Genomic DNA, 20,425 nt, shown 5'->3' on the forward strand with positions numbered 1-20,425 from the left:
TTAAGATGGCTTATCTCTTTAGTTGTGTTTCTATGTTGTTTATAATATATTTGGGCATTTATTGATTAACAGAGTGTTTTATTATCTGTTCTATTTTTAGTTATTATTTTATTATGTATTTAGTGCACCTGTAGTTTAATTTTTGCCAATATTTGTTTTCTAATGTTTCATATAACACAATTCAACATAATTATTAATTTCTGTCTAAGATTTTAGCTTAGATATTGAACACTGTTTGTACAGTAAATGCATCATTGTTGTTAAATTGTAGATTATGAAAAGTGTTTTACTATGTTTTTCACTAGTAAAATTGTTAATTACATAGCTTAATTGATAGATGTTGTTCATGATTTAACAGCCATTCAATAATAACAGTGGAGAATAACACAAGCTATTGACCAACTGTTACAATGTATTTAAGAATAGCTTTGCTTAAACATGAATAGCAGATTGTTCTTTTTGCACCATCTCTTCTGCTCTAAAGTTATTTAGCTTTGTTGTTGATAAAGGTAAAGAATCTTTAAGTTGTTGTGCTACAATGTTTATTAATTCACATTTTTTTTTGATACTTAATTTTTAGACTATCATTATGTTTTCTTTCTCTGCAAGAATCTTCTTTTGTTTTTTTTAATTTCTGCAATGTTTCATCACGTGTTTTTTCTAGTTCTCAATTATTTTATCTGTTGCTTCTTCTGTAAATTTTTTTTGCTCTTCTATATTTTGAGTTATTTCTTCTAATTCATAAGAATGAAAGTTTTGAGAAATACAAAATTTAGCAATTTTTTTTCTGATTTCCCTAACATTTTTTTATACACATCTTTGCTTTTCTCATCTGGTTGTTCTTTTATTGTATTTGCATCTTTTGCCATATCCTTCCTTTACAGCCCAAGCAAATAATTTGGTTGCAAATTCCTCAAATTTTGTTTCAATGGCTTAATGTAGTAATAATGCACCATTGATGCTGTGTTTGAATTCTTTATTAATGCTGGATATTAGAGTTATTAGATCATCTATTGAATCATCTGCACTTCTATTTTTTACGATATTTTGGATTATATCAGCATATGATATATCTGTTATATTTTAGGGTTCCAGATGTTTATAAACTACTTCAAAAGTCTGAATATTTTTTTGCAGATTTCCACTACCCAATAGATTGTATAAGCATAAATCTCCTTTGTGATTAGTATCATCTGTTTCTCTTAGTGCATTCTTAGATAATTCTTTAAGTAATTCTATCATATCTTTCTCAACTGTTTTTTTATCCTCACCAAAAGTTGATGGACTATCTTTTTCTAACTGATAAGCTGTTTTTATCTATTTGATTTTCATCTGCTGTTTCTACCATTAGTATGCATTGTAATGCACTTTTTGCACTGTATGCTTCTACCAGTTACATTAGTGTCATTTGTTGTATTTGCCATAACAGGTGGTTCATCTATTTTAGCTAGTTTTTCATTGAATAAACTATTTGCAGGTTTTGTAAAAGTAAGTTGATATTTAGTAGTTATAATTGTTTGCATACTTAAATTAAAGATTTTGATATATATCAAATATTTTTTTAGTTCAATTAATTATTGTTTTTCATCTTATTTATATAAATAATGTTGTGTTAATATAACTATTAATATGAATATTAATCAATTTATACTTTGTTTTGGTAAATACGTAGAGTTTAATATTTTAAATATGGTAAGATAATTTTAATTTATTTTAATAATACTTGTTGATCAATAAATTATTGTGTTATTAGTTTATGATTTAGTGTTTATTCTACTATTTTTTTAATAAAAAATTATTTTTAGATGTTAATTTTACAAATACTTGAATTAAATATTGTTATACTTGATTGATTGATTTTTCAGTTAGTTTTAATGCATATTTTTTGTTAGGACAGAGGATTTATAATCTTGATAAATTTTTGCTCATTTGTTTTTGCATTTTTTAAACTTTATTTTTAGTATGCTTAATACACATTAGCAGTAATTAAGTATGACTTAGTAGCTTATTGTTATTCATTACTAATGGCTTGAATTAAATTTAGTGTGACAACTTAGCATCTGTGTATTACTTATCATTTAATTGAAGTGATAAGTAAATATAATGGCTGCTCTTAAGTATTATATTGTTTGTCTGTTGCAAGCCCACTAATATTAACCTCATGTGTAAAACATCAGCTGTACATGTTATTGAATTTTTTCTTGGTGGGATGATTTAAGAATTTTTATCCTGTAAATTACAAATATTTACTTGTATTTTTCTATATACTATTTCTAAATTTTGCATTCTAGTGTTAATGTTCAACTTAGTATCACTTTGCATTAATTCATATTTTTCATTTCTAGTATTTAGCTTACTTATATTTTTTATAAGTTCAGCTGCATAAGTTTATAGTACATCTCTTATCTTTAAGTCATTTATTATTAGTAGATTTTCCCTATTCAGATATATGTTGCTTTAAATGTTTTGATTTTTTCAAATAACTTGTCCATTAATGTTTCTATGTTTGTAGCATAAATTTTTTTTAACTATCTAAACTTCAAGAGATTTTTTTAAAATTTTAAATAGATTGATCACTTATTATAAGAATAATTTGTTTCAATAAAATTTTAAACTGTTCAAATAATTCTTTTTCACAGAAATTATATAATTTTTCAATAATATTATGACATAAATAATAAATCTCTTTAAGATTTGGATTATATCCTATAGATTTACTCTTTTCTCAAAAGTCCCAATTTTATTTCTTCTTTATAATGATCTAAATAGCACAGAAGTAATTTTATATATCTTTTATTGATGTAATTTCACTCTGATGTTTAGATAGTGTATAAGCAGTGCTTTAATTATAGAGTTAATTTTTTGCAAATTAGGTGTAAATTTTTAATATAACATCATATTTTTCATTTTTACATAAGCTAGATCTAATACATAAATTGTCTGTTAAGTTCAGTTAAGCTCAATTTTTTTAACAGTAACTCAATTGGATTGTTGAGTATTAATAGAATATATTATGATTCTCATATTTATATTTTTATAAAATTTATTTTAATATTGTAATTAATAATTTTAATAACTTTATTTTAACTACTAATTAAATAGTTATATTCTTGGTTTATTTATTGTATTGAAAGTGTTGCTTGTTTTGTTTATTATATGATGTTAGAATATTTTAAGATTGCCTTTTCTGTTGCTTTACAGTTAGCTTCAATGGGATTGAGTATATTAGTATTGTTATTTAGTATTAGAAAATTATAAATTTTTTAAATAATTTTAGTAGTATTTTATGAGCTTTAAATGTGGAGTGGTTGGGCTTCCAAATGTTGGTAAGTCTACTTTATTCAATGCCTTAACTGCAAGTAATGCTGCAGAGATTGCCAATTATCCATTTTGTACTATTGAACCTAATTCTGGTACAATTGTAGTACCAGATTATCGAATAGAGCAATTGGCCAAAATAGCTGGATCAGCAATTAAAAAACCAACAAAGATTGAAATATTTGATATTGCTGGATTAGTTGCTGGTGCTCATAAGGGTGAGGGTTTGGGTAACTTATTTCTTGGATACATTAGAGAAGTTGATGCAATTATTCATGTTGTAAGATGTTTTGATGACAGTAACATAACACATGTTGCAAATAAAGTTGATCCATTGTTTGATATTGGTGTTGTAAACTTGGAGCTTATAATGGCTGATTTAGCAAGTTTGGAAAAGCGTTTGCCAGTTTTAGAGAAAAAAGTGAAACGTGATCCTGGTATGATTAAAATGCTTGAAGCTGCTAAAGGTGCATTGAATGTTTTGCATCAAGAAAAAATGGCATGTGAAGCATTGGTTCCTTATGATGATTTGCAGTTGCTACAACTTATTACAACAAAACCAGTTTTATATGTTTGTAATGTTGATGAGCAGAGTATTGTAAATGGCAATAGCTATTCTGATATAGTATGCAAACAATCTCCCAATGCTGTTTTAGTTTCTGCTGCAATGGAAGCAGCATTGAGTGAAATGTCAGCAGAGGAGCAGTCTGAATTTTTTTTTTCGGAAGGACTAGGTGGTTCTAGTCTTAGTGGGTTAATTAGAGCAGCATATGATTTATTAGGGCTTATTACATTTTTTACTGTAGGACCTAAAGAAGCTCGAGCATGGACACTTAAAAAAGGCAGCTTTGCACCACAAGCTGCTGGAATAATTCATACCGATATGGAAAAAGGTTTCATAAAGGCAGAAACTATATCTTACAATGATTATATAAAGCATGCTGGTGAATTAGCTTGCAAGGAAGCTGGAAAGTCTAGACAGGAAGGTAAAGATTATATTGTTGCTGATGGTGATATTTTTAATTTTAAATTTAATATATAAAAGGATCTATAATATGGTTGATAAGCTGAAAGAAGAGTTTTTAAAGGTTGCAGAATTAATTAGAATTGATTTTTCTGATCAAGAGATAGATGAAAACATATCTAGCATGAAGCAAGTTTTTAACTGGGTGGAGAGTATAGCTAATATTGAGGTTTCCAATAATGATTTTAGCAGATGCAGTGTCTGGGATGATGAGATAGTTAAAATGCAAGGTGGAAAGTTGCGCAAAGATCTTGTTGATGATAATAATTGTATGGATAGTATTCTATCTAATGCACCTAATGCAGAGCATGGTTATTTTAAAGTACCAAAAGTGTTAAAAAGTTAGATTGGTTGGCTGAAATCTGTGCTCAGTTTGCTTAATTAGTTTTTGTATATTTTGTGCATGTTTATAAAATATTAGTGTGGCTAGGATTATGTGCCACAGAACAACTTTTTGATTATCAAACATTATGATTGCAATTGTTGCTGAATATATTGCTGTTAGAGATGATAGTGATGCATACCCAGATAAAAAGAATACCAGTATCCATAACAATCCAGATAAAATTCCTATTTTGTAGTTAATGATAGTTATGACAAAGATTCCTGTTGCAACACCTTTACCACCTTTGAATTTTGTCCATATTGGGAATATATGCCCAACTACAGCAGCTATACCAAAACCCATAGCTATTCTTGATCCATAGTAATGTTTGGTTAATAGCACAGGTATAGCACCTTTTAGTCCATCCGCTAGTAGTGTTAAAGCACCAGCTCTAAGTCCATTAACTCTGATCATGTTGCTTGCACCTATATTTTTTGACCCAGCATTGCGTGGATTTTTCATTTTCATTGAATTGCTAATTACTGTGCCAAAAGAAACAGAGCCTAATAGATAGGATAAAATTAGTAGTATTGTTTTTATCATATTTAAGAATAGATATTTTATTCAAAATTATACAAAATAATTTAGTATATTGCTATGTAAAAAGTTTTTTAATATCTATGCCATACTGATCCCATATTTTTTTTTTATCTTCATCTGTTGGATTTTCTCCATATCCTTTGGCTATTATTAATCCATAGTCAGTAAGATTCATTGGTTTGTTGTGAAGCTTGGCATCTTTATTAATTTTTTCCATGTTTGATTGATTGCGAAAGAGTACCACAAAATAACATCTTTTGTTGTTTTGTGTGCTTCGTATGATTGCCGCAGGCAGTGAACCACTGTTGGCTAGAGCACCAATAAATGACTTTTTTTTAACAGCTTCATGCATTTCTTTTATATAAAAACATTGTAACTGTAATTATCCTACAAGATAGAGTTTAACATAAGTTAAATATCAATTTTTTCTGTTAGACGCTTAAGCTTTGCACCACATTGTGAGAGTTTTAGCTCTGGATTTTCATAACCTCTATCTAGATGGAATGGGTTTGTTATTAAAGTCTCTCCTTTAGCAGATAGTGCTGCAATAACTAATGACATAGCTGATCTAAGATTTGTAGCTTGTACCTCTGCTGCTTGTAGCGATCTAACTCCATTAATTTGTATGGTGTTTTCTGATATAGTATAAATATTGGCACCCATTTTTTTTAGTTCTTCTGTATGTGCAAATCTATTTTCAAATATGTTTTCTTGGATTGTAGAACATCCAGATGCTAATGATAGTAGTGCAGTAAATTGTGGCTGTGCATCACTTGGGAAGTCTGGGTAGGGCATAGTACTGATGTTTATGGGATTTATTTTATATGGAGCTGTTATAGTTATAGCATTGGCACATTGATTAATGATACCTCCTGCCTCTTTTATTTTATTAGCTACTGATTTTTGTATAAGTTTATTGCCTATAAGAGTTATTTCTCCTTTGGTTATCATTGCAGCTAGTGCATAACTTGCTGCTTCAATGCGATCTGATTCAACTGTATGATCAACATCATTAGATAGCTTTGTTGTTCCTTTGATTGTGATTGTTGAGGTGCCAGCACCTTGTATGTTAGCACCCATTTTATTTAAGAAATTAGCTAGATCAACTATTTCTGGCTCCATTGCTGCATTATTGATTTCAGTAAATCCATCTGCCATTGTGGCAGCCATAAGAATATTTTCTGTTGCTCCTACGGATATTTTTGACATATTAATTTTAGCACCTTGCAGGCTTTTTGGTACTGATATTAACAATAATGAATTGTCCAAATGTTGTATTTTTGCTCCAAGTTTTCTAAAGCCATTGAGATGCATATTGAGTGGTCTTTGACCTATATTGCATCCACCTGTTGCAGGTATGACAACATGGCCATTAACTGCCAGTGAGGCACCCATTACAAGTGATGAGCCACGTAATTTTTGCATTATTTTACTTGCACCAGAAAAATTAGTATTAAGCTTACAATTGCAGTTAATAATAACGTTATTGTTATTTTTGTACACTGCATTAGATCCAGTATAGTTTATTATTGAAAGCATGCTTTGAACATCAGATATATTAGGAACATTTTTTATGTTAATTGTTCCAGTGGACATCAGAGATGCTGCAATTATTGGTAGAGCAGAGTTTTTGCTGCCAGATATTTTTATCTTTCCAACTAATGGCTTGCCACCATTAACAAGTATTTTCTGCATTTGTGTCAATATCTATTTTTGGTAGTGTTATGCCTTGTTGTTTCATATACTTGCCATTATTGTCTGCATATGATTTGGCACATGGTTTATCACCCTGTATAAATATACATTGACATATACCCTCATTTGCATAAATTTTTGCAGGCAATGGTGTTGTGTTTGATATTTCTATAGTAACATGACCTTCCCATTCTGGTTCCAATGGAGTAACATTTATTACTATGCCACATCTTGCATAAGTTGACTTTCCTAGGCAAATTACTAAGACATTGCGTGGAATTTTGAAATATTCTATCGTAGATGCTAATGCAAAGCTGTTTGGAGGTATAGTGCATACATCTGTTTCTATGCTAATAAAGTTTTTATTATCAAAGTTTTTAGGATCTATTATTGATGAATGAGTATTGGTAAATATTTTAAATTTATTCCCTACTCTAGCATCATAACCATAAGATGATAGACCATAGGATACTACCCCTGTTCTTTTCTTTTGCTCAAAGAAAGGGTTTATCATTGAATTATGTTGTTTTTTAATCCAATTATCTGACATAACAGGCATAATAGACCTATGGTTTTTTGTTGACATTGCCCCATCACATAGATGGAACATTTAGACATAATGGCCTTGAACAACTGAAGAGGTTCTTATGACTAAAGCACAGTGAGCATGAATTTGGCATATAAGTCAACAAGACCATGTCTAATGAGTATTATATAGTTAAATATTTTTATTTAAAGAAAATAATTACTGGTTTTTTTTTGCACTGTTTTGTTGATTGGTTGTGCTGGATATTTGTTGTTGTCTTTTTTTCATATCTTTAGGTTTTTTTGTGAATTTGTTGAATTTTTCTGGTATGCATATATTTTTACTAATTTTTGCCATAATATGCAAAAATATATATTTTACTCCCATGTATAGCCCACAAGGCAACAGAATGGCAATAATAAGAGTAAATGTTGATTTGAGAGAAGCAGTTTGTCGATTTTTATACCACCATTTTATATAACGATATAGATATCTAATTGTTATTTCTGGGCGGTAAAAAATATTGTTTTCCAGTGCATTTTGCATGCCAAATTGCTCTACATAAAAGATGTAGCTAGAAGTTATTAAATAAACAACTATAAAGAAGGTTTTTGCAATAAATTTTCCTAATCTATCTAGTAGTTCCAAAAATATTAAAAAGCTGTAAAAACGCATAAATGCATAATTATAAAATAAATTTAGATAAATCAAGTGTTGTAATTATTTTATTGAGTTTTTCAGTTACATAAGATTCTGTTATTTTTACCATACTATTAGCTGCTTCATCAGTGTTAAAACTTATGTCTTCCAATAGCTTTTCCATAATTGTATTTAGGCGTCTGGCACCAATATTTTCTATTTCATTGTTCAGCTCAAAAGCATATTTTGCTATTTTTTTTGTACCACTAGCAGTAAATACTAGGTCTACTTTTTCTGTTTTCATTAATGCTATATATTGTTTTAGTAAGCTATATTGTGGATCAGTTAGAATTTTGATATAATCTTCACATTTTAATGAATTAAGCTCCACTCTTACTGGTAGTCTGCCTTGTAATTCTGGTAATAAATCTGATGGTTTGGATAAGTGGAAGGCACCTGATGCAATAAACAAAACATAATTAGTTTTAACTGAGCCATATTTAGTATTAACAACTGTGCCTTCTATCAATGGAAGTAGATCTCGCTGCACACCTTCTCTGTTAACTTCACTTCTTGCATCAGATTTTGGAGTGATTTTGTCTACTTCATCTAAGAACACAATACCAGAATTTTCAGTACTATCAATTGCATCTTTAATAATTTGATCTTGGTCAATAAGCTTATCACTTTCTTCAATTTTAAGTGCTTCATAAGCATGTTTAATTTTCATGCAACGTTTTTTTTTGTTTTTATTTCCAAGTGTTTTGCCAATCATGTCTGTTATATTTATGATTCCAACCCCTGCACCAGGCATATCAGGTACATCAAGTGAGTTATAGTTGCTGTCAGTTGCTTCAAGTTCTACTTCAATTTCTTTGTTATCTAATGCACCTGATTCCAATTCTTGCTCACATTTTGCTAATTTTTCTTGTGAGTCATTGGATAATATTTTAATAATTCTTGCCTTGGCAGTTCTTTCTGCACGTTTGATTACATGCTTGCGCCTTTCTTCACGCTTTAAGTTAATTGCAATGTCTAATAGATCGCGGATTATTGAGTCAACATCTCGGCCAACATAACCAACTTCAGTAAATTTTGTAGCTTCAACTTTTATAAAAGGTGCATTAACCATGCGTGATAATCTTCTGGCAATTTCTGTTTTGCCAACACCTGTAGGCCCTATCATTAATATATTTTTTGGTATAATTTCAGCTTGCATGCCAGTTTTTATTTGATTTCTCCTCCATCGATTGCGGAGAGCAATAGCCACAATTTTTTTTGCATCATGTTGTCCCACAATATGCTTATCTAGTTCTTCAACTATTTTTTTGGGATTTGGTACATCATTGTTCAATGTTGTTGCCTAGTTGTAAGTAATATAGTTTTTATTATAGTTCTATAGTACAGACTGGCAAGTTTATTGTGCTAATAAATTTGCAGCATAATTATGTTGTACATAATGTTTTTGATAATTCAGGTAGTTTGAATTTAACGTATTCTTTTGTAGCTACAATATGCTGTATTGTGATATTTTTACTTAAGGTGCTTAGGTGCTTTATTACATTATTTATTAGATCATCTGGCGTTGAGGCACCTGCTGTGATGCCAATTTTCTCTATACCATTTAACCAGTGTTTTTGTATTTCAAGATGATTGGCAATTAGATATGATGTTATGTTGTTTTTGGTTCCAGTATCACAAAGCTTGTTTGAATTTGAACTGTTTTTTGCCCCAACTACAAGCAGCAATTGAGCACCACATGTTGCCATTAATTTTACAGCATTTTGCCTATTTTGTGTGGCATAGCATATATTTTTGACACCTGGGCCAGAGATAGTAGGGAATTTTTCTTTTAGCTTGTTTATTGTGTTTATTGTATCATCAACACTAAGTGTTGTTTGTGTAATATATTCTAGAGATTTATCTGTTGGTATTTTGGCTAAAGTAAGTTCTTTATGGTTTTTTATGATGGTTACATTTTCTGGGTCAATTCTTCCACTTGTGCCTATTATCTCTGGATGAGTCTTAGAACCAATAAGAATTGTGTGTTTGTTGTTTTTTTCATTACTAATTATTTTTTTATGTGTTTTTTTGACAAGTGGACATGTTGCATCAATTGTACGCAAGTTTTTTGTTTTGGCAATTTGTTCAATTTTTTTACTAATGCCATGTGCACTAAAAATTAATATGCTGTTATTAGGCACTTCATTTATGTCTTCTGTAAAAATAACACCTAGGTTATGAAATCTGTCTAAAACATGAGCATTATGCACTATTTCATGCAAGACATAAATAGTCTCATTTTTGTACATATTAATAATTTTTTCTAGAGCTTGTATTGCTCTGCTTACACCAGCACAAAATCCTCTTGGTTCAGCTAAGAGTATTGTTAACATTATTATTAGTAAATCCTACACACATCTAATGCATCATAAATATTCTTCCTGTATTTGCAATAATTTAATTTTAAGTAAAAATACAGAAAGATTTTAGCTAATATACATTAGCTAATCCTTGCTCACGCATTAATGGTACCAGTGAAGCATTTGTTAGTGCACTGGAGAAAGTGCTTTTTTCTTGAGTATAGTGCATATCTTTATCTAATTCAACTTCCTTATCACTTGATAACATACTCAGTGTTGGTGTATCTAGTGCTACACTGGCTTCTGTTTTATATTCTTCTAAGGCATCAGTAAGCTGAATTGCTAAGGCTTCTTTTTGTTCATTTAAGTTGATTATATCAATTGTGCGTGCAGCTACATATTTTGGTGGATAATATTTAAATAAACTATCACCAAATGCACCTGATGCAACAGCCATTAATACTACAGCAGTTGTTGTCAGTATTCCAGAGACTAAAGGTGTCAAAGCAAGAAATGGTATTATTGATATAATGATACTAAATGTTGCTGTTGCCAATGCTGCTGCAATAGTATGAGGGCTCATTAAACGTTGGGCAAATATTTTATTTGTGTTTTGATGTGTTTGATAAGCAGCTTTCTCTATACTTAAATTATTTATTTTTCTATCAATATTTCTAATTTCTTCCAATATCAAGTCTCTCTTAAACTCTAGTTGTTCAAAGCTAACTGATGTATGTAATGGTTTATGTTTTTTTATTGCATTTTTAACAGTGGTTAGTAATGAATTAGCTGCAATCTCATGATTTAAATAGGCACTATTCATTCTGAGTTGCACGTTATTTATTGTAGAATCTGGTGCTAAGATTGATTTTATACCATATTTAACAAGCATGCCAGCAACTAGCACAACTAATGCATTAAGTATTGCAATAGTAATTGTAGGAGCATTAAATGCTATAAATGCAGAAATTATGAACATTATACCACCAAGCTGTAGGAGCGTTATGCCTAGTAATGTTGATGGTCTATTGGTTCTTTCCATGTTTTCTTTTTGCAGTTTTCTAGTTTTTTTATAGTTGGCCTGCAGTTTATCTGCAGTGTTTAATGCACTAGTATCCATTTTGCTACCATTGCTGGATAGAGTTGCTGTAGATACAATATCTTTGCGTTCTTTAGCAAGTTTTTGGAATATCTCAATATTTTTTTCTGCACCAATAGAGGAGTATTTTTTTACTGCAAACATTGTTCCCATGGAAACAAAGATAGTAATAGCAATTTTACTGATCAGTGTATTTAATATCCCACTTGCTAATATTGGAATAAATGATGGTACAACTGTAAGAGTAATTGCTGTTATTAAAAGAGAGGCTGCTAGAATTGCTACAACTATCTTTTTTTGTTTATATTTTTTAGATATATTATCGAGATTTTTGTTACGATTATTGTGCCTAGATACTTCTGCATCAATGCCTTGTGTTTTTAATACATTTTTAATAAAGTCATTTTTTTTCTTAAAGTTTTCTATTAGATTTTGTGTGTATGGCTCAGAGTCTTTAATAAGCTGAGCTGATTTCATGTAAGATGCATATGCTCCTGTTAATGCATAGGTAATCATAGCAATTGCAACTATGGTGTTTAACGCTATTGTTGGTATAGTAAGAAATGTTGTCATTATTACTGCAATAGCCAGTATAGATAATGATGGTGCTAGCAATTTTAGTGTTAAGATAAGTTCTTCAGTATAAGTAGTTATAAGACTTTTATCTTCTTTTTTGTTATCTGTATAATCTTTTGGTGTACTAAGCTCTACACTGCTTATTTGTACTCCTTTATTTTGAAGTCTTCTGACTAGCTGATTAAATGTTGAATTATGTTTTTCTGTTAGGCTCACAGTATCTTTAAGTGATTTTCTTACTTCTGCATTGGCTTTTGGATGTGGAGATATAAAATGGCCAGTTATTGCACCACCAGCAATTAAGCCACATATTATTTTTCCTATATTTGCAGCAAACAATGTTAATCCAGGTATATAGGGTAATATTATGCATATTAATATTGTAATAATGGTCATAGCTGTAGCATAGGCTAAGCTATCAAGTGTAAAGACGTTTTTACTGTTTCTTATTGATTTTGATAGCTCAGTTGATTTTTTCTTATGAAGACTTTCTAATAGTTCAGTATTAACCATAGCTGATGGATATGCTGAGCTTAGGGTTGTTGCTGGTTTGGTTTTTTTTTGTGCAAGAGTTCTAGCAAGCCTAACAATTTTACTACTTACCTCACCAGCTTTATATGCAGCTGTAGTTGTAGCAATGCCAAAAAATTTAGAGCTTAATGACATGCAGCTATCAAATGTTTGCTGATCTAGCACAGGTGTATCTTCATCTATCCTATATCCTATGCACATTAAGTAAGATTTTAGTTCTTTAACTCTTGGATTTGTTTCATGAATACTGAGTGCTCTAGCATCTTCAATGGGGGTACTATCTAGTTCATCTATGGTTAGTGATGGATTGATTTCTTTCCATATTGAACTTGGGAGTATATTGCTAGTTTGTGGTAGATGTAGGTCAAAATCTGATATTATATTATCTTTTTGTATGCCATGTATGTCTGCTAAACTTAAGATAGTTTTGCTAGATACACTATTTCCTTTGGTATGTAATAATTTTTTCTTTTTTAATGTATATTGCTTTATATTTTTAAGAAATCTAAGGTCTGATACACTGTTTGTTTCAGCTAGAGAGTCGCTATCTTCAACTGTGTTGTTTTCCTCATCTAGTAATGAACTTGTTTGTTCAATACCAACTAGAATGCAAGATGATTCTAAGTCACTATCTTCACCCCATGTTGCACCAGATAAGCTTGGTGATACAGTGTTTATTGGTGTAATGTTGTAAATTCTGTTGTTTTTATCTATGAAATAGTGTGGTTTTATTTTGCTTATATCATCTTGATGACCTACTGGACATAATACTATTTTGTTTGCATATGCATTTTTAGGACGTATTTTAAGATTTTCAATTATTTGAGATTGTATGCTAGGCATAGATTGATTAAATAAATATTATTTATACAATAAATTATAAACTTCTTGTAACAAAATGTAAACTTAATTTGGATAGTTTTAGTCAATGTATTTTGATTGTATGATGATATAGATTTTAAATAGTCTACAGGATGTTTTGCATTGTTGTAATAATTATTTATTTGTTTAACTAATTAATTATTGTAGTTTGATAGTGTTTTGTTGTTAAATTGATGCATATAGATCATTTAGATAGACTATTTAGTTTATATTTTGCATGTGGCAATTTACTAACTGTTGTATATAAATTGCTTTTATGCAAAATAATTGAGTAGCATTTGTGTCAATTTTATCTATATATCTATATGATGATCAGATTTTTCTTTTAATGCTAAGTCTATTTTTGTATCACATACTGTTGTCCATGGATTACTGGTATTTTTACCTGATATTTTTTCTAATGCAAGACGTTCTTCTTGTGAGAAATGGCAGGTAAAAGCATTAACAACTTTAGCAGTTTCTTCATCATATTTTCCATCTATTTTAATTTTATAGCCAAATTCGCTTAATTTTTCTTGCATGCTTCTTACTTTATCATTTTCATCATTGAATTTGCAAATAACTTTAGAGTCTCTATCGCAAATACCTCCTGTGCTAATCCCTGCACCATGTTCAGCCATCTCATCCCAGAAGAATAATGGGCCTGGATCTACCTTTCTGTCTGGTGCAACATCTTGATGTCCTACTATTCTATCTCTTGGTATGTTGTGATGTGTGGATATGTCTTTTGACAGCAAGCATACTGATTTTTTTTGTGCACCAGTAAACTCTTCCCAGTTTCCATCAGGAGTACCCCATCCTTGATTAATAATCTCTATACCAACAGAGTAATCATTAACCTTTTCCCTTCCTTGCCAGCTGCTTTTTCCAGCATGCCAAGCAATTTTATTGTCTGGAATTAAATTGATAATGATCCCACTTTTACCTACAATATAGTGTATTGATACATCAGTTTTTTGTATAAAAGTATCTAAAGCTGATTTTAAGTTGGCTGCCGTGTAATGCAGCACTAGTGTATCTGTTGGCTGGGTTTTTTCATGTTTGTAATTTTTGCTTGGCATGTCTGTCCAAAGATAAAGTGGTGTAGAATTTTCATCACGCACTATAAAAGCACTAGTAGTATAATCCATAATATTTTCTATATCTTGAGCAAAGATGTCTTTATCTTCTATTTTCAGTTCTTCAGTTAGCATGGAAAGAGTTCCTTCATCCATTAGATCAATTGGTTGTGCAGTGTATTCTTTGTCGTTTATTATTTGTGGTTTTGGGTTATTAAGATCAACTATGGAGCTAAGATTGAGCTTTGTATATGCATCTGTATTAGTGTCTGCAAGAAATCCAGAGTATTCTAACATAAGTTAACAATAATTAGTTTATTGATATAAATATATAATAAATATAACTGTGTATGCAACTATTTTAATAAATTTTTTAATAAACTTTATGATAAATTTATAATTTTCATAGGCTCAACTGCAGGAGTTTGATAGATTATTTGTACAGGATGTTCATCATAGGTTTATACATAATTTTTATAGGTTAAATAATATGTGAGAACTAGTATATATTGTGGTGTGTGTTATAATTAGTGTTATATTTGTTAAATAAGTAGGTTTATGCCAATAATAATACCTAGTAACTCACCATGGTATAAATATATTGCAGAAAATCAGACTCATAAGCAAGATACCTCATTTATTACTGTTATTGTAAGTAATTTTTCTGATGGAGAAAGTGCAGTAAAATTGAATTTATTTGATTTTGGTATTGCTTCTGATGTAATGAGAATTCCCTTTAATAAACCTTGCTGTATTTTATCTTCCCTATATCCTAATCCAAATGATAGACTAATTGAATTGGGAATGATAATTGATAGCTTAAGAAGATGTGGTGCTGGTCACATTGCGGTTGTGGCTCCATATTTTTGTTATACTAGGCAAGATCGCGTTACAGAAAATGCTTCTTGCTTGAGTTCTGGGCTTGTTCTTGATTTTTTGTATAATGCTGGAGTTAGTGAGTTATTTACATTTGATATACATTCTGAAAGTGTGCTAGGTTACTCTAAGTGCCCTTTTTATAATGTGCCAACCAATAAATTTTTTTTGCAACATATTAAAGAATTACCTATATTTAAATTTGCAAAAGAAAAAATAGTTTTTGTAGCACCAGATGTTGGTAGTATAAAACGCTGCCGTCAGATGTCCAAGAGTGTAGGCTGTCCTATGGCAATAGTGGATAAAAAGCGTCATATAAGAACAGGAAAAGTTTCTGCTGAGTATTTAATTGGAGATGTTGATGGAATGCACTGCATTATTATTGATGATATTATTGGCTCTGGTTCAACATTATTGGCAAATGTATCATTTTTGAAGAAAATGAGTGCTAAAAGTATTACTGCATATATAACACATCCTGTTTTATCAGGTAATGCAGTTAGTAGAATTGATGAATCAGACATTGATAAAGTGTATGTTACTAACTCAATAGAATTAAGGAAAAATAGTGAAAAAGTTGTAGCATTGGATCTTTGGCCACAAATTGAAGATATTTTGAATTCTGAATTCTGAATTGGTATTGATGTAGTTGCAAGCCTTTTTTTAGTTTAATTTTATTATATGTTAATTGTTGATTTAGATAGATGATCAGTGTATTTATTGATTTATTTTAGCACCTAACCACATTATTGCATTGGTTACACTGGAGAATGCAAAGTGTCTATCTTCTTCACTCATTTTTTTATCAAGTGAGGTAAGATATTGTTTTATAGAATGTAAATATTTTAAATCTTCTGGATTTAAAATATCCATAGATTTTATAGCAGCTATTGCTTCATCATATGTTTTTATTGATTTATTAATTAATGCAACATCAAGAACAAGAGCAATTAGTGCATTTGTACAATGTTTAAGCAGTGAGCTCTTATGGCGTTTGTAGGCACTGATTGCACCCATATATGGTTTGATGGTTTTGCGTAACTGAGCATCTACTATCAGCAGTAATGCACCACTTAGCTGTGTTGACATAATCATATTATTATCTATTGATATCATATAATTGCCAAAAAATTGCATTAATATGTTTTTTTTGAGCAGCATGTTGTTAATTTTACCAATAGTTTTGAAGTCTTCAAGCTCAGCAAGTTCTCTGCATATTTCTTCTAAAATGAGAAATGTATAGTTTACTTGTGGATTTTCTTTTGTCTTAGGAAAAAAGAAAAATTTAGCTAATTCATAAGTAAAATCATCTTTATTTTGTTTGTCTTGTGCTGTAAGTTGTGTTGTTGATAATTTTGCTCTAAGCTCAGATACTATTTTTTTACAAGATTTTGAGTATTGGTTATATGTCTCAGAATTAGTCCATTTACCATCAAAGGATCTAAACCAAATCTCCCATATTGCACCAAGTGTTTCATTGTCTATTTCATAATAATATAAAACCATAGTACTTAAATTTATTTTGAGCATTTTATAACTTATAAACAAAATTAGTTAATAAGTTGCTGAGCAGGTTGCATTTATATTGACAATAATTTTTTTTAGGTCAATCTCATTGTTTAGTGGATGGTAATTATTAAGATAGATGTTTAGTTATTGCCTTGACCAACTGCATCTTTAATGTTGCTGAAGCCATCATTATGCAATAGCTTTACTAGATTATGCTGTATTTTTGTCACAATGCTAAAGCCATTATAAATTATTCCAGTATATAGCTGTATAAGTGATGCACCAAGTTTGATTTTTTCATATGCATCATTGGCATTTACAATTCCACCACTTCCAATAATGGGTTTTGTGCCATTGAGCAGTTTGTACATTGTTTTTATACTTTCATTAGTTTTTCTTGTAAGTGGCTTACCACTTAACCCACCAGGTTTACTTTTATATGGTGAAAGTAAATTTTTTTCTCTTTGTATTGTGGTATTTGAGATAATTAAACCATCGATATTATATGTCAATGAAAGTTCTGCAATTCCTTCCATGGTTTTATAGTCATTATCAGGAGATATTTTTATCAGCAATGGTTTTGTAGTTTGAAATTTTTTTATGAGTTCTCTTTTTTTTTCAGTAATAAGATCTAATAATTCTTTTAATTCATTCCTGCCTTGTAAATTGCGTAATCCAAAAGTATTTGGTGATGAGATATTTATGGCTATATAATCAGCTGTGGCATAGGCTTGTTCTAAGCAAGTGCTAAAATCATTTATTGATCCTAGCTTGTTTTTTCCTATATTGATACCAACTATACCTTTATTTTTTGGTACAACAGATAAGCGTGATATTACATAATCAATTCCTTTGTTGTTAAAACCCATACTATTTATTATTGCTTCATCTTCTAGTAATCTAAATATTCTTGGTTTAGCATTTCCCTTTTGTGCAAATGGCGTTACAGTGCCAACTTCCACAAAGCTTAAACCTTGATTGAACAGTGCTTCAACTACTTCACCATTTTTGTCAAAACCTGCTGCTATACCTACAGGTGTTTTAAATTTTAATCCAAATAAGTTGTTTTCTAATACTGAGTTTGAGCATGATTTTTGTTTTGGCAGATATTTTAGTGTCTTGATAGCAATATTATGTGCTATTTCTGGAGGAAATGAAAATACAAGTGGTCTGATAATCTTATATTTTTCCACAACATCATCCTATTAAAATTTATTTAGTCTAATAATAGTCTTTTCACAGATTGTTTTAAATATAAAATACTTAATCTATGTTTGACTTGTGTAGTTTCTAGATAATATAAATTTTATTTCATCTGTGTTGAGTTAGGTATTAATCATATTAGACTAATGCTTGAGAAGCAGAGCAAGGATTCTGTAGAGAAGTTTGTTCTATGAAATCTACAGAAAGAGAAAGATTTTCTACTGATAGTGTGGATAAGGTATTTGCATGAAATTTAGTAAAGCAGTAATAATATTGCTTAGCTTAAATAATTAATTATTAATTAGCATTTTAGTATTTTTCATATCATGTTTATTGTGTGGGACTTGCTATGTTATTTTTCAGTGTATTGTTCCTTCTATAAAATGAATAAGGTTTCTGAAATTAACTAAAGCAGTGAAAAACACTAGCTAAGGAACCGGACATCCCAATTGTCATGCTTTTGTTTGCAAAATTATTTTGATTATTTGTTTGTGTTTTAACTACTTGCAATAAGCCTAATGTATCTTATGTTTACCTAAGCATTTGATCACTATAAATGTTTTGACTATAATTTCTATTTTAAATAGGGCATTGGTATGCAATTAGCTAGTTGGAATGTAAATTCTATTAAAAAGCGTCTTGGATTAGTACAATGTTTATTAAAAAAGAGCAATTTAGATGTTTTATTGCTACAAGAGCTAAAGTGTACCACAGATTCTTTTCCATTTTTGGAAATAGAAAGCATGGGTTATAATGTTAGGGTGCATGGTGAAAAGTCTTATAATGGTGTAGCTTGTATTTCTAAACATGCAATAGAAGATGTAAGAACTTCACTTATTTTTGGTGACACACAAGCTAGATATATGGAATGTCTTGTGATTAAAAATGAAAAAGCTTTTCGCATTATTAATGTTTATGTGCCTAATGGGGGTTCTATTGATAGTAAAAATTCTCTTTATAAGATCAAGTTTTTTGATGCACTGCAAGAAAGAGTGCATGATGCTATGGAATATGATGAGCCATTAATTGTTGCTGGTGATTATAATGTTGCATTATATGACATTGATGTTTATTCACCTGCCCGTTTAACTGATAGTGTGTGTTTTCATATTTCTATGAGACGTAAAGCTAGAGAATTGTTTGGATTGGGCATGCGTGATGCTTTTCGTTTACTGCATGCCAATGAAAGAACATTTAGTTGGTGGGATTATAGAGCTAGTGCTTGGCGAAGTAATCGTGGTATGAGAATAGATAATATTCTTTTGTCACCATTGGCTGTTGATATGTTAGATAAGGCATATATTGAAACTTTTTGGCGTAATGAGTCTGAGCCTTCAGATCATGTACCTATTTTTTGTAAGCTGCATTAGTTTACTTATAGTGTTTTGTATTTATTTTGGAAAAATAGGTTTATGATGATTATTGAATTGACAAATAGAAGTATTTTATTGGTTGATGGCATTGATGCAGGTAGTTTTTTACTTAGAGTTACTACAAATTCAATAAAGCAAAATGGATTAACTTATTCAGCTATTTTAACACCTAAAGGTATTGTGGTGAATGATTTTTTTATTTTCGCTCAAGAAGAATGGTTTGCAATAGATTGCAATACTGCTTGTTTAGAAGAATTAGTTAGTTTGTTAACAATGTATAAGCTTTCATCTAAAGTTGCTGTAAGATGTGCAGATGAATTTGTTGTTTTTTCCTCAGAAAACATGGTAGATGGTGCATTGTGCTGTTATGCTGATCCAAGATCATCTGCAATGGGATATAGATTGTTGGTCAATAGAGGCTCTGCAGCATCATTTTTGGTTGATGCTAGTATTGATGATTATGATTGCAAAAGAATAGAGCATTTTATTCCAGAAGTTTGTAAAGATATCTTGCCTAATACTCACTATCCTTTTGATTATGGTTTAGATTTTATTAATTGTATAGATTTTAACAAGGGTTGTTATATAGGTCAGGAGGTTACTTGTATGATGAAATATAGAAAGAAACGTTGTAAAAGGTTATGCATAGTTAAAGGGGTTGGTTTTCCAAAGGCAGGAGAGATACTACTACTTAATGGAAGTAAAGTTGGCATAATGGGATCTAATGTGGGTGGTGTTGGTCTTGCTCTTATAGAGATTGCACTTATTAATGGACGACCGTAGTGTCAAAAGCCTGACTTGTGACCATGGGCTGGGGTGCCAAAATTT

At 30.2% G+C, this 20,425-nt stretch carries 19 protein-coding genes; 5 read left to right on the forward strand and 14 right to left on the reverse strand.

Features of this window, described 5'->3' with window-relative positions; genetic code table 11:
* Window positions 1-734: 734 nt before the first annotated feature.
* The 3 genes from AABI72_RS04025 to AABI72_RS04035 form a co-directional block, all read right to left on the reverse strand.
* On the reverse strand, window positions 735-869 hold the full coding sequence (locus tag AABI72_RS04025; protein ID WP_338364655.1) for a hypothetical protein: 135 nt from the start codon (window positions 867-869) through the stop codon (window positions 735-737).
* A gap of 214 nt (window positions 870-1,083) precedes the next feature.
* Complete coding sequence (locus tag AABI72_RS04030; protein WP_338364657.1) at window positions 1,084-1,242, reverse strand: hypothetical protein; 159 nt, start codon at window positions 1,240-1,242, stop codon at window positions 1,084-1,086.
* Between the two features lie 86 nt (window positions 1,243-1,328).
* A complete protein-coding gene (locus tag AABI72_RS04035; protein WP_338364659.1) occupies window positions 1,329-1,523 on the reverse strand; it encodes a hypothetical protein in 195 nt (64 codons plus the stop codon).
* A 1,763-nt stretch (window positions 1,524-3,286) separates the two neighbouring features.
* Between AABI72_RS04035 and ychF the strand changes: the two genes are divergently transcribed.
* Window positions 3,287-4,360 carry a redox-regulated ATPase YchF gene (gene ychF, locus AABI72_RS04040; RefSeq protein ID WP_338364661.1) on the forward strand — a complete coding sequence of 358 codons (1,074 nt, stop codon included), beginning with the start codon at window positions 3,287-3,289 and terminating at the stop codon, window positions 4,358-4,360.
* A 13-nt stretch (window positions 4,361-4,373) separates the two neighbouring features.
* Window positions 4,374-4,688 (forward strand): Asp-tRNA(Asn)/Glu-tRNA(Gln) amidotransferase subunit GatC, encoded by a 315-nt coding sequence (gene gatC, locus AABI72_RS04045; protein WP_338364664.1) that lies wholly within the window; start codon window positions 4,374-4,376, stop codon window positions 4,686-4,688.
* Here the strand turns inward: gatC and plsY are convergent.
* From plsY to AABI72_RS04090, 9 genes are all read right to left on the reverse strand, one after another.
* Complete coding sequence (gene plsY, locus AABI72_RS04050) at window positions 4,677-5,270, reverse strand: glycerol-3-phosphate 1-O-acyltransferase PlsY (RefSeq protein ID WP_338364666.1); 594 nt, start codon at window positions 5,268-5,270, stop codon at window positions 4,677-4,679. The genes gatC and plsY overlap by 12 nt on opposite strands.
* A 52-nt stretch (window positions 5,271-5,322) precedes the next feature.
* Window positions 5,323-5,619 (reverse strand): hypothetical protein, encoded by a 297-nt coding sequence (locus AABI72_RS04055; protein WP_338364668.1) that lies wholly within the window; start codon window positions 5,617-5,619, stop codon window positions 5,323-5,325.
* A 59-nt stretch (window positions 5,620-5,678) separates the two neighbouring features.
* Entirely contained in the window at window positions 5,679-6,962 is a 1,284-nt protein-coding gene (gene murA / locus AABI72_RS04060) for a UDP-N-acetylglucosamine 1-carboxyvinyltransferase (RefSeq protein WP_338364671.1), read from the reverse strand.
* Complete coding sequence (dcd, locus tag AABI72_RS04065) at window positions 6,943-7,521, reverse strand: dCTP deaminase (RefSeq protein ID WP_338364687.1); 579 nt, start codon at window positions 7,519-7,521, stop codon at window positions 6,943-6,945. The genes murA and dcd overlap by 20 nt, the downstream gene beginning before the upstream one ends.
* A gap of 186 nt (window positions 7,522-7,707) precedes the next feature.
* Window positions 7,708-8,034 carry a hypothetical protein gene (locus AABI72_RS04070; protein ID WP_338364673.1) on the reverse strand — a complete coding sequence of 109 codons (327 nt, stop codon included), beginning with the start codon at window positions 8,032-8,034 and terminating at the stop codon, window positions 7,708-7,710.
* 139 nt (window positions 8,035-8,173) lie between these two features.
* The gene (gene hslU, locus AABI72_RS04075) at window positions 8,174-9,481 is read right to left on the reverse strand and encodes an ATP-dependent protease ATPase subunit HslU (protein WP_338364674.1); all 1,308 of its coding nucleotides are present in this window, start codon (window positions 9,479-9,481) and stop codon (window positions 8,174-8,176) included.
* A 91-nt stretch (window positions 9,482-9,572) separates the two neighbouring features.
* Window positions 9,573-10,523, reverse strand: coding sequence for a 4-hydroxy-3-methylbut-2-enyl diphosphate reductase (ispH, locus tag AABI72_RS04080; RefSeq protein WP_338364675.1), 951 nt, complete (start codon window positions 10,521-10,523; stop codon window positions 9,573-9,575).
* A gap of 97 nt (window positions 10,524-10,620) precedes the next feature.
* Window positions 10,621-13,539, reverse strand: a complete 2,919-nt coding sequence (locus AABI72_RS04085; RefSeq protein WP_338364676.1) for a hypothetical protein — start codon at window positions 13,537-13,539, stop codon at window positions 10,621-10,623.
* Window positions 13,540-13,871: 332 nt separating this feature from the next.
* Window positions 13,872-14,933: an N-acetylmuramoyl-L-alanine amidase gene (locus AABI72_RS04090; protein ID WP_338364679.1), complete on the reverse strand. Its 1,062-nt coding sequence runs from the start codon at window positions 14,931-14,933 to the stop codon at window positions 13,872-13,874.
* 261 nt (window positions 14,934-15,194) lie between these two features.
* Between AABI72_RS04090 and AABI72_RS04095 the strand changes: the two genes are divergently transcribed.
* Entirely contained in the window at window positions 15,195-16,145 is a 951-nt protein-coding gene (locus AABI72_RS04095; RefSeq protein WP_338364680.1) for a ribose-phosphate diphosphokinase, read from the forward strand.
* 84 nt (window positions 16,146-16,229) lie between these two features.
* Here AABI72_RS04095 and AABI72_RS04100 read toward each other — a convergent pair whose 3' ends face one another.
* Together AABI72_RS04100 and AABI72_RS04105 are read right to left on the reverse strand one after the other, a co-directional pair.
* Window positions 16,230-17,042 (reverse strand): hypothetical protein, encoded by an 813-nt coding sequence (locus tag AABI72_RS04100; RefSeq protein ID WP_338364682.1) that lies wholly within the window; start codon window positions 17,040-17,042, stop codon window positions 16,230-16,232.
* Between the two features lie 119 nt (window positions 17,043-17,161).
* Window positions 17,162-18,214 (reverse strand): quinone-dependent dihydroorotate dehydrogenase, encoded by a 1,053-nt coding sequence (locus tag AABI72_RS04105; protein ID WP_338364684.1) that lies wholly within the window; start codon window positions 18,212-18,214, stop codon window positions 17,162-17,164.
* A gap of 606 nt (window positions 18,215-18,820) precedes the next feature.
* On the opposite strand from AABI72_RS04105, the gene xth reads away from it, so the two are divergent.
* Together xth and AABI72_RS04115 are read left to right on the forward strand one after the other, a co-directional pair.
* A complete protein-coding gene (xth, locus tag AABI72_RS04110) occupies window positions 18,821-19,594 on the forward strand; it encodes an exodeoxyribonuclease III (protein WP_338364685.1) in 774 nt (257 codons plus the stop codon).
* A 42-nt stretch (window positions 19,595-19,636) separates the two neighbouring features.
* Window positions 19,637-20,380, forward strand: a complete 744-nt coding sequence (locus tag AABI72_RS04115; protein WP_338364686.1) for a hypothetical protein — start codon at window positions 19,637-19,639, stop codon at window positions 20,378-20,380.
* Window positions 20,381-20,425: the final 45 nt, after the last annotated feature.

It is taken from the genome of Candidatus Xenohaliotis californiensis (assembly GCF_963930935.1).
In the GTDB taxonomy this organism is placed as follows: domain Bacteria; phylum Pseudomonadota; class Alphaproteobacteria; order Rickettsiales; family CAWVOK01; genus Xenohaliotis; species Xenohaliotis californiensis.

What these genes read in the sequence shown, in the direction of transcription:
- AABI72_RS04025 (WP_338364655.1), bottom strand. Translation starts at nt 869, where the DNA reads ATGGCAAAAGATGCAAATACAATAAAAGAACAACCAGATGAGAAAAGC.
- AABI72_RS04030 (WP_338364657.1), bottom strand. Translation starts at nt 1,242, where the DNA reads ATGATAGAATTACTTAAAGAATTATCTAAGAATGCACTAAGAGAAACA.
- AABI72_RS04035 (WP_338364659.1), bottom strand. Translation starts at nt 1,523, where the DNA reads ATGCAAACAATTATAACTACTAAATATCAACTTACTTTTACAAAACCT.
- ychF (WP_338364661.1), top strand. Translation starts at nt 3,287, where the DNA reads ATGAGCTTTAAATGTGGAGTGGTTGGGCTTCCAAATGTTGGTAAGTCT.
- gatC (WP_338364664.1), top strand. Translation starts at nt 4,374, where the DNA reads ATGGTTGATAAGCTGAAAGAAGAGTTTTTAAAGGTTGCAGAATTAATT.
- plsY (WP_338364666.1), bottom strand. Translation starts at nt 5,270, where the DNA reads ATGATAAAAACAATACTACTAATTTTATCCTATCTATTAGGCTCTGTT.
- AABI72_RS04055 (WP_338364668.1), bottom strand. Translation starts at nt 5,619, where the DNA reads ATGCATGAAGCTGTTAAAAAAAAGTCATTTATTGGTGCTCTAGCCAAC.
- murA (WP_338364671.1), bottom strand. Translation starts at nt 6,962, where the DNA reads ATGCAGAAAATACTTGTTAATGGTGGCAAGCCATTAGTTGGAAAGATA.
- dcd (WP_338364687.1), bottom strand. Translation starts at nt 7,521, where the DNA reads ATGCCTGTTATGTCAGATAATTGGATTAAAAAACAACATAATTCAATG.
- AABI72_RS04070 (WP_338364673.1), bottom strand. Translation starts at nt 8,034, where the DNA reads ATGCAAAATGCACTGGAAAACAATATTTTTTACCGCCCAGAAATAACA.
- ispH (WP_338364675.1), bottom strand. Translation starts at nt 10,523, where the DNA reads ATGTTAACAATACTCTTAGCTGAACCAAGAGGATTTTGTGCTGGTGTA.
- AABI72_RS04085 (WP_338364676.1), bottom strand. Translation starts at nt 13,539, where the DNA reads ATGCCTAGCATACAATCTCAAATAATTGAAAATCTTAAAATACGTCCT.
- AABI72_RS04090 (WP_338364679.1), bottom strand. Translation starts at nt 14,933, where the DNA reads ATGTTAGAATACTCTGGATTTCTTGCAGACACTAATACAGATGCATAT.
- AABI72_RS04095 (WP_338364680.1), top strand. Translation starts at nt 15,195, where the DNA reads ATGCCAATAATAATACCTAGTAACTCACCATGGTATAAATATATTGCA.
- AABI72_RS04100 (WP_338364682.1), bottom strand. Translation starts at nt 17,042, where the DNA reads ATGCTCAAAATAAATTTAAGTACTATGGTTTTATATTATTATGAAATA.
- xth (WP_338364685.1), top strand. Translation starts at nt 18,821, where the DNA reads ATGCAATTAGCTAGTTGGAATGTAAATTCTATTAAAAAGCGTCTTGGA.
- AABI72_RS04115 (WP_338364686.1), top strand. Translation starts at nt 19,637, where the DNA reads ATGATGATTATTGAATTGACAAATAGAAGTATTTTATTGGTTGATGGC.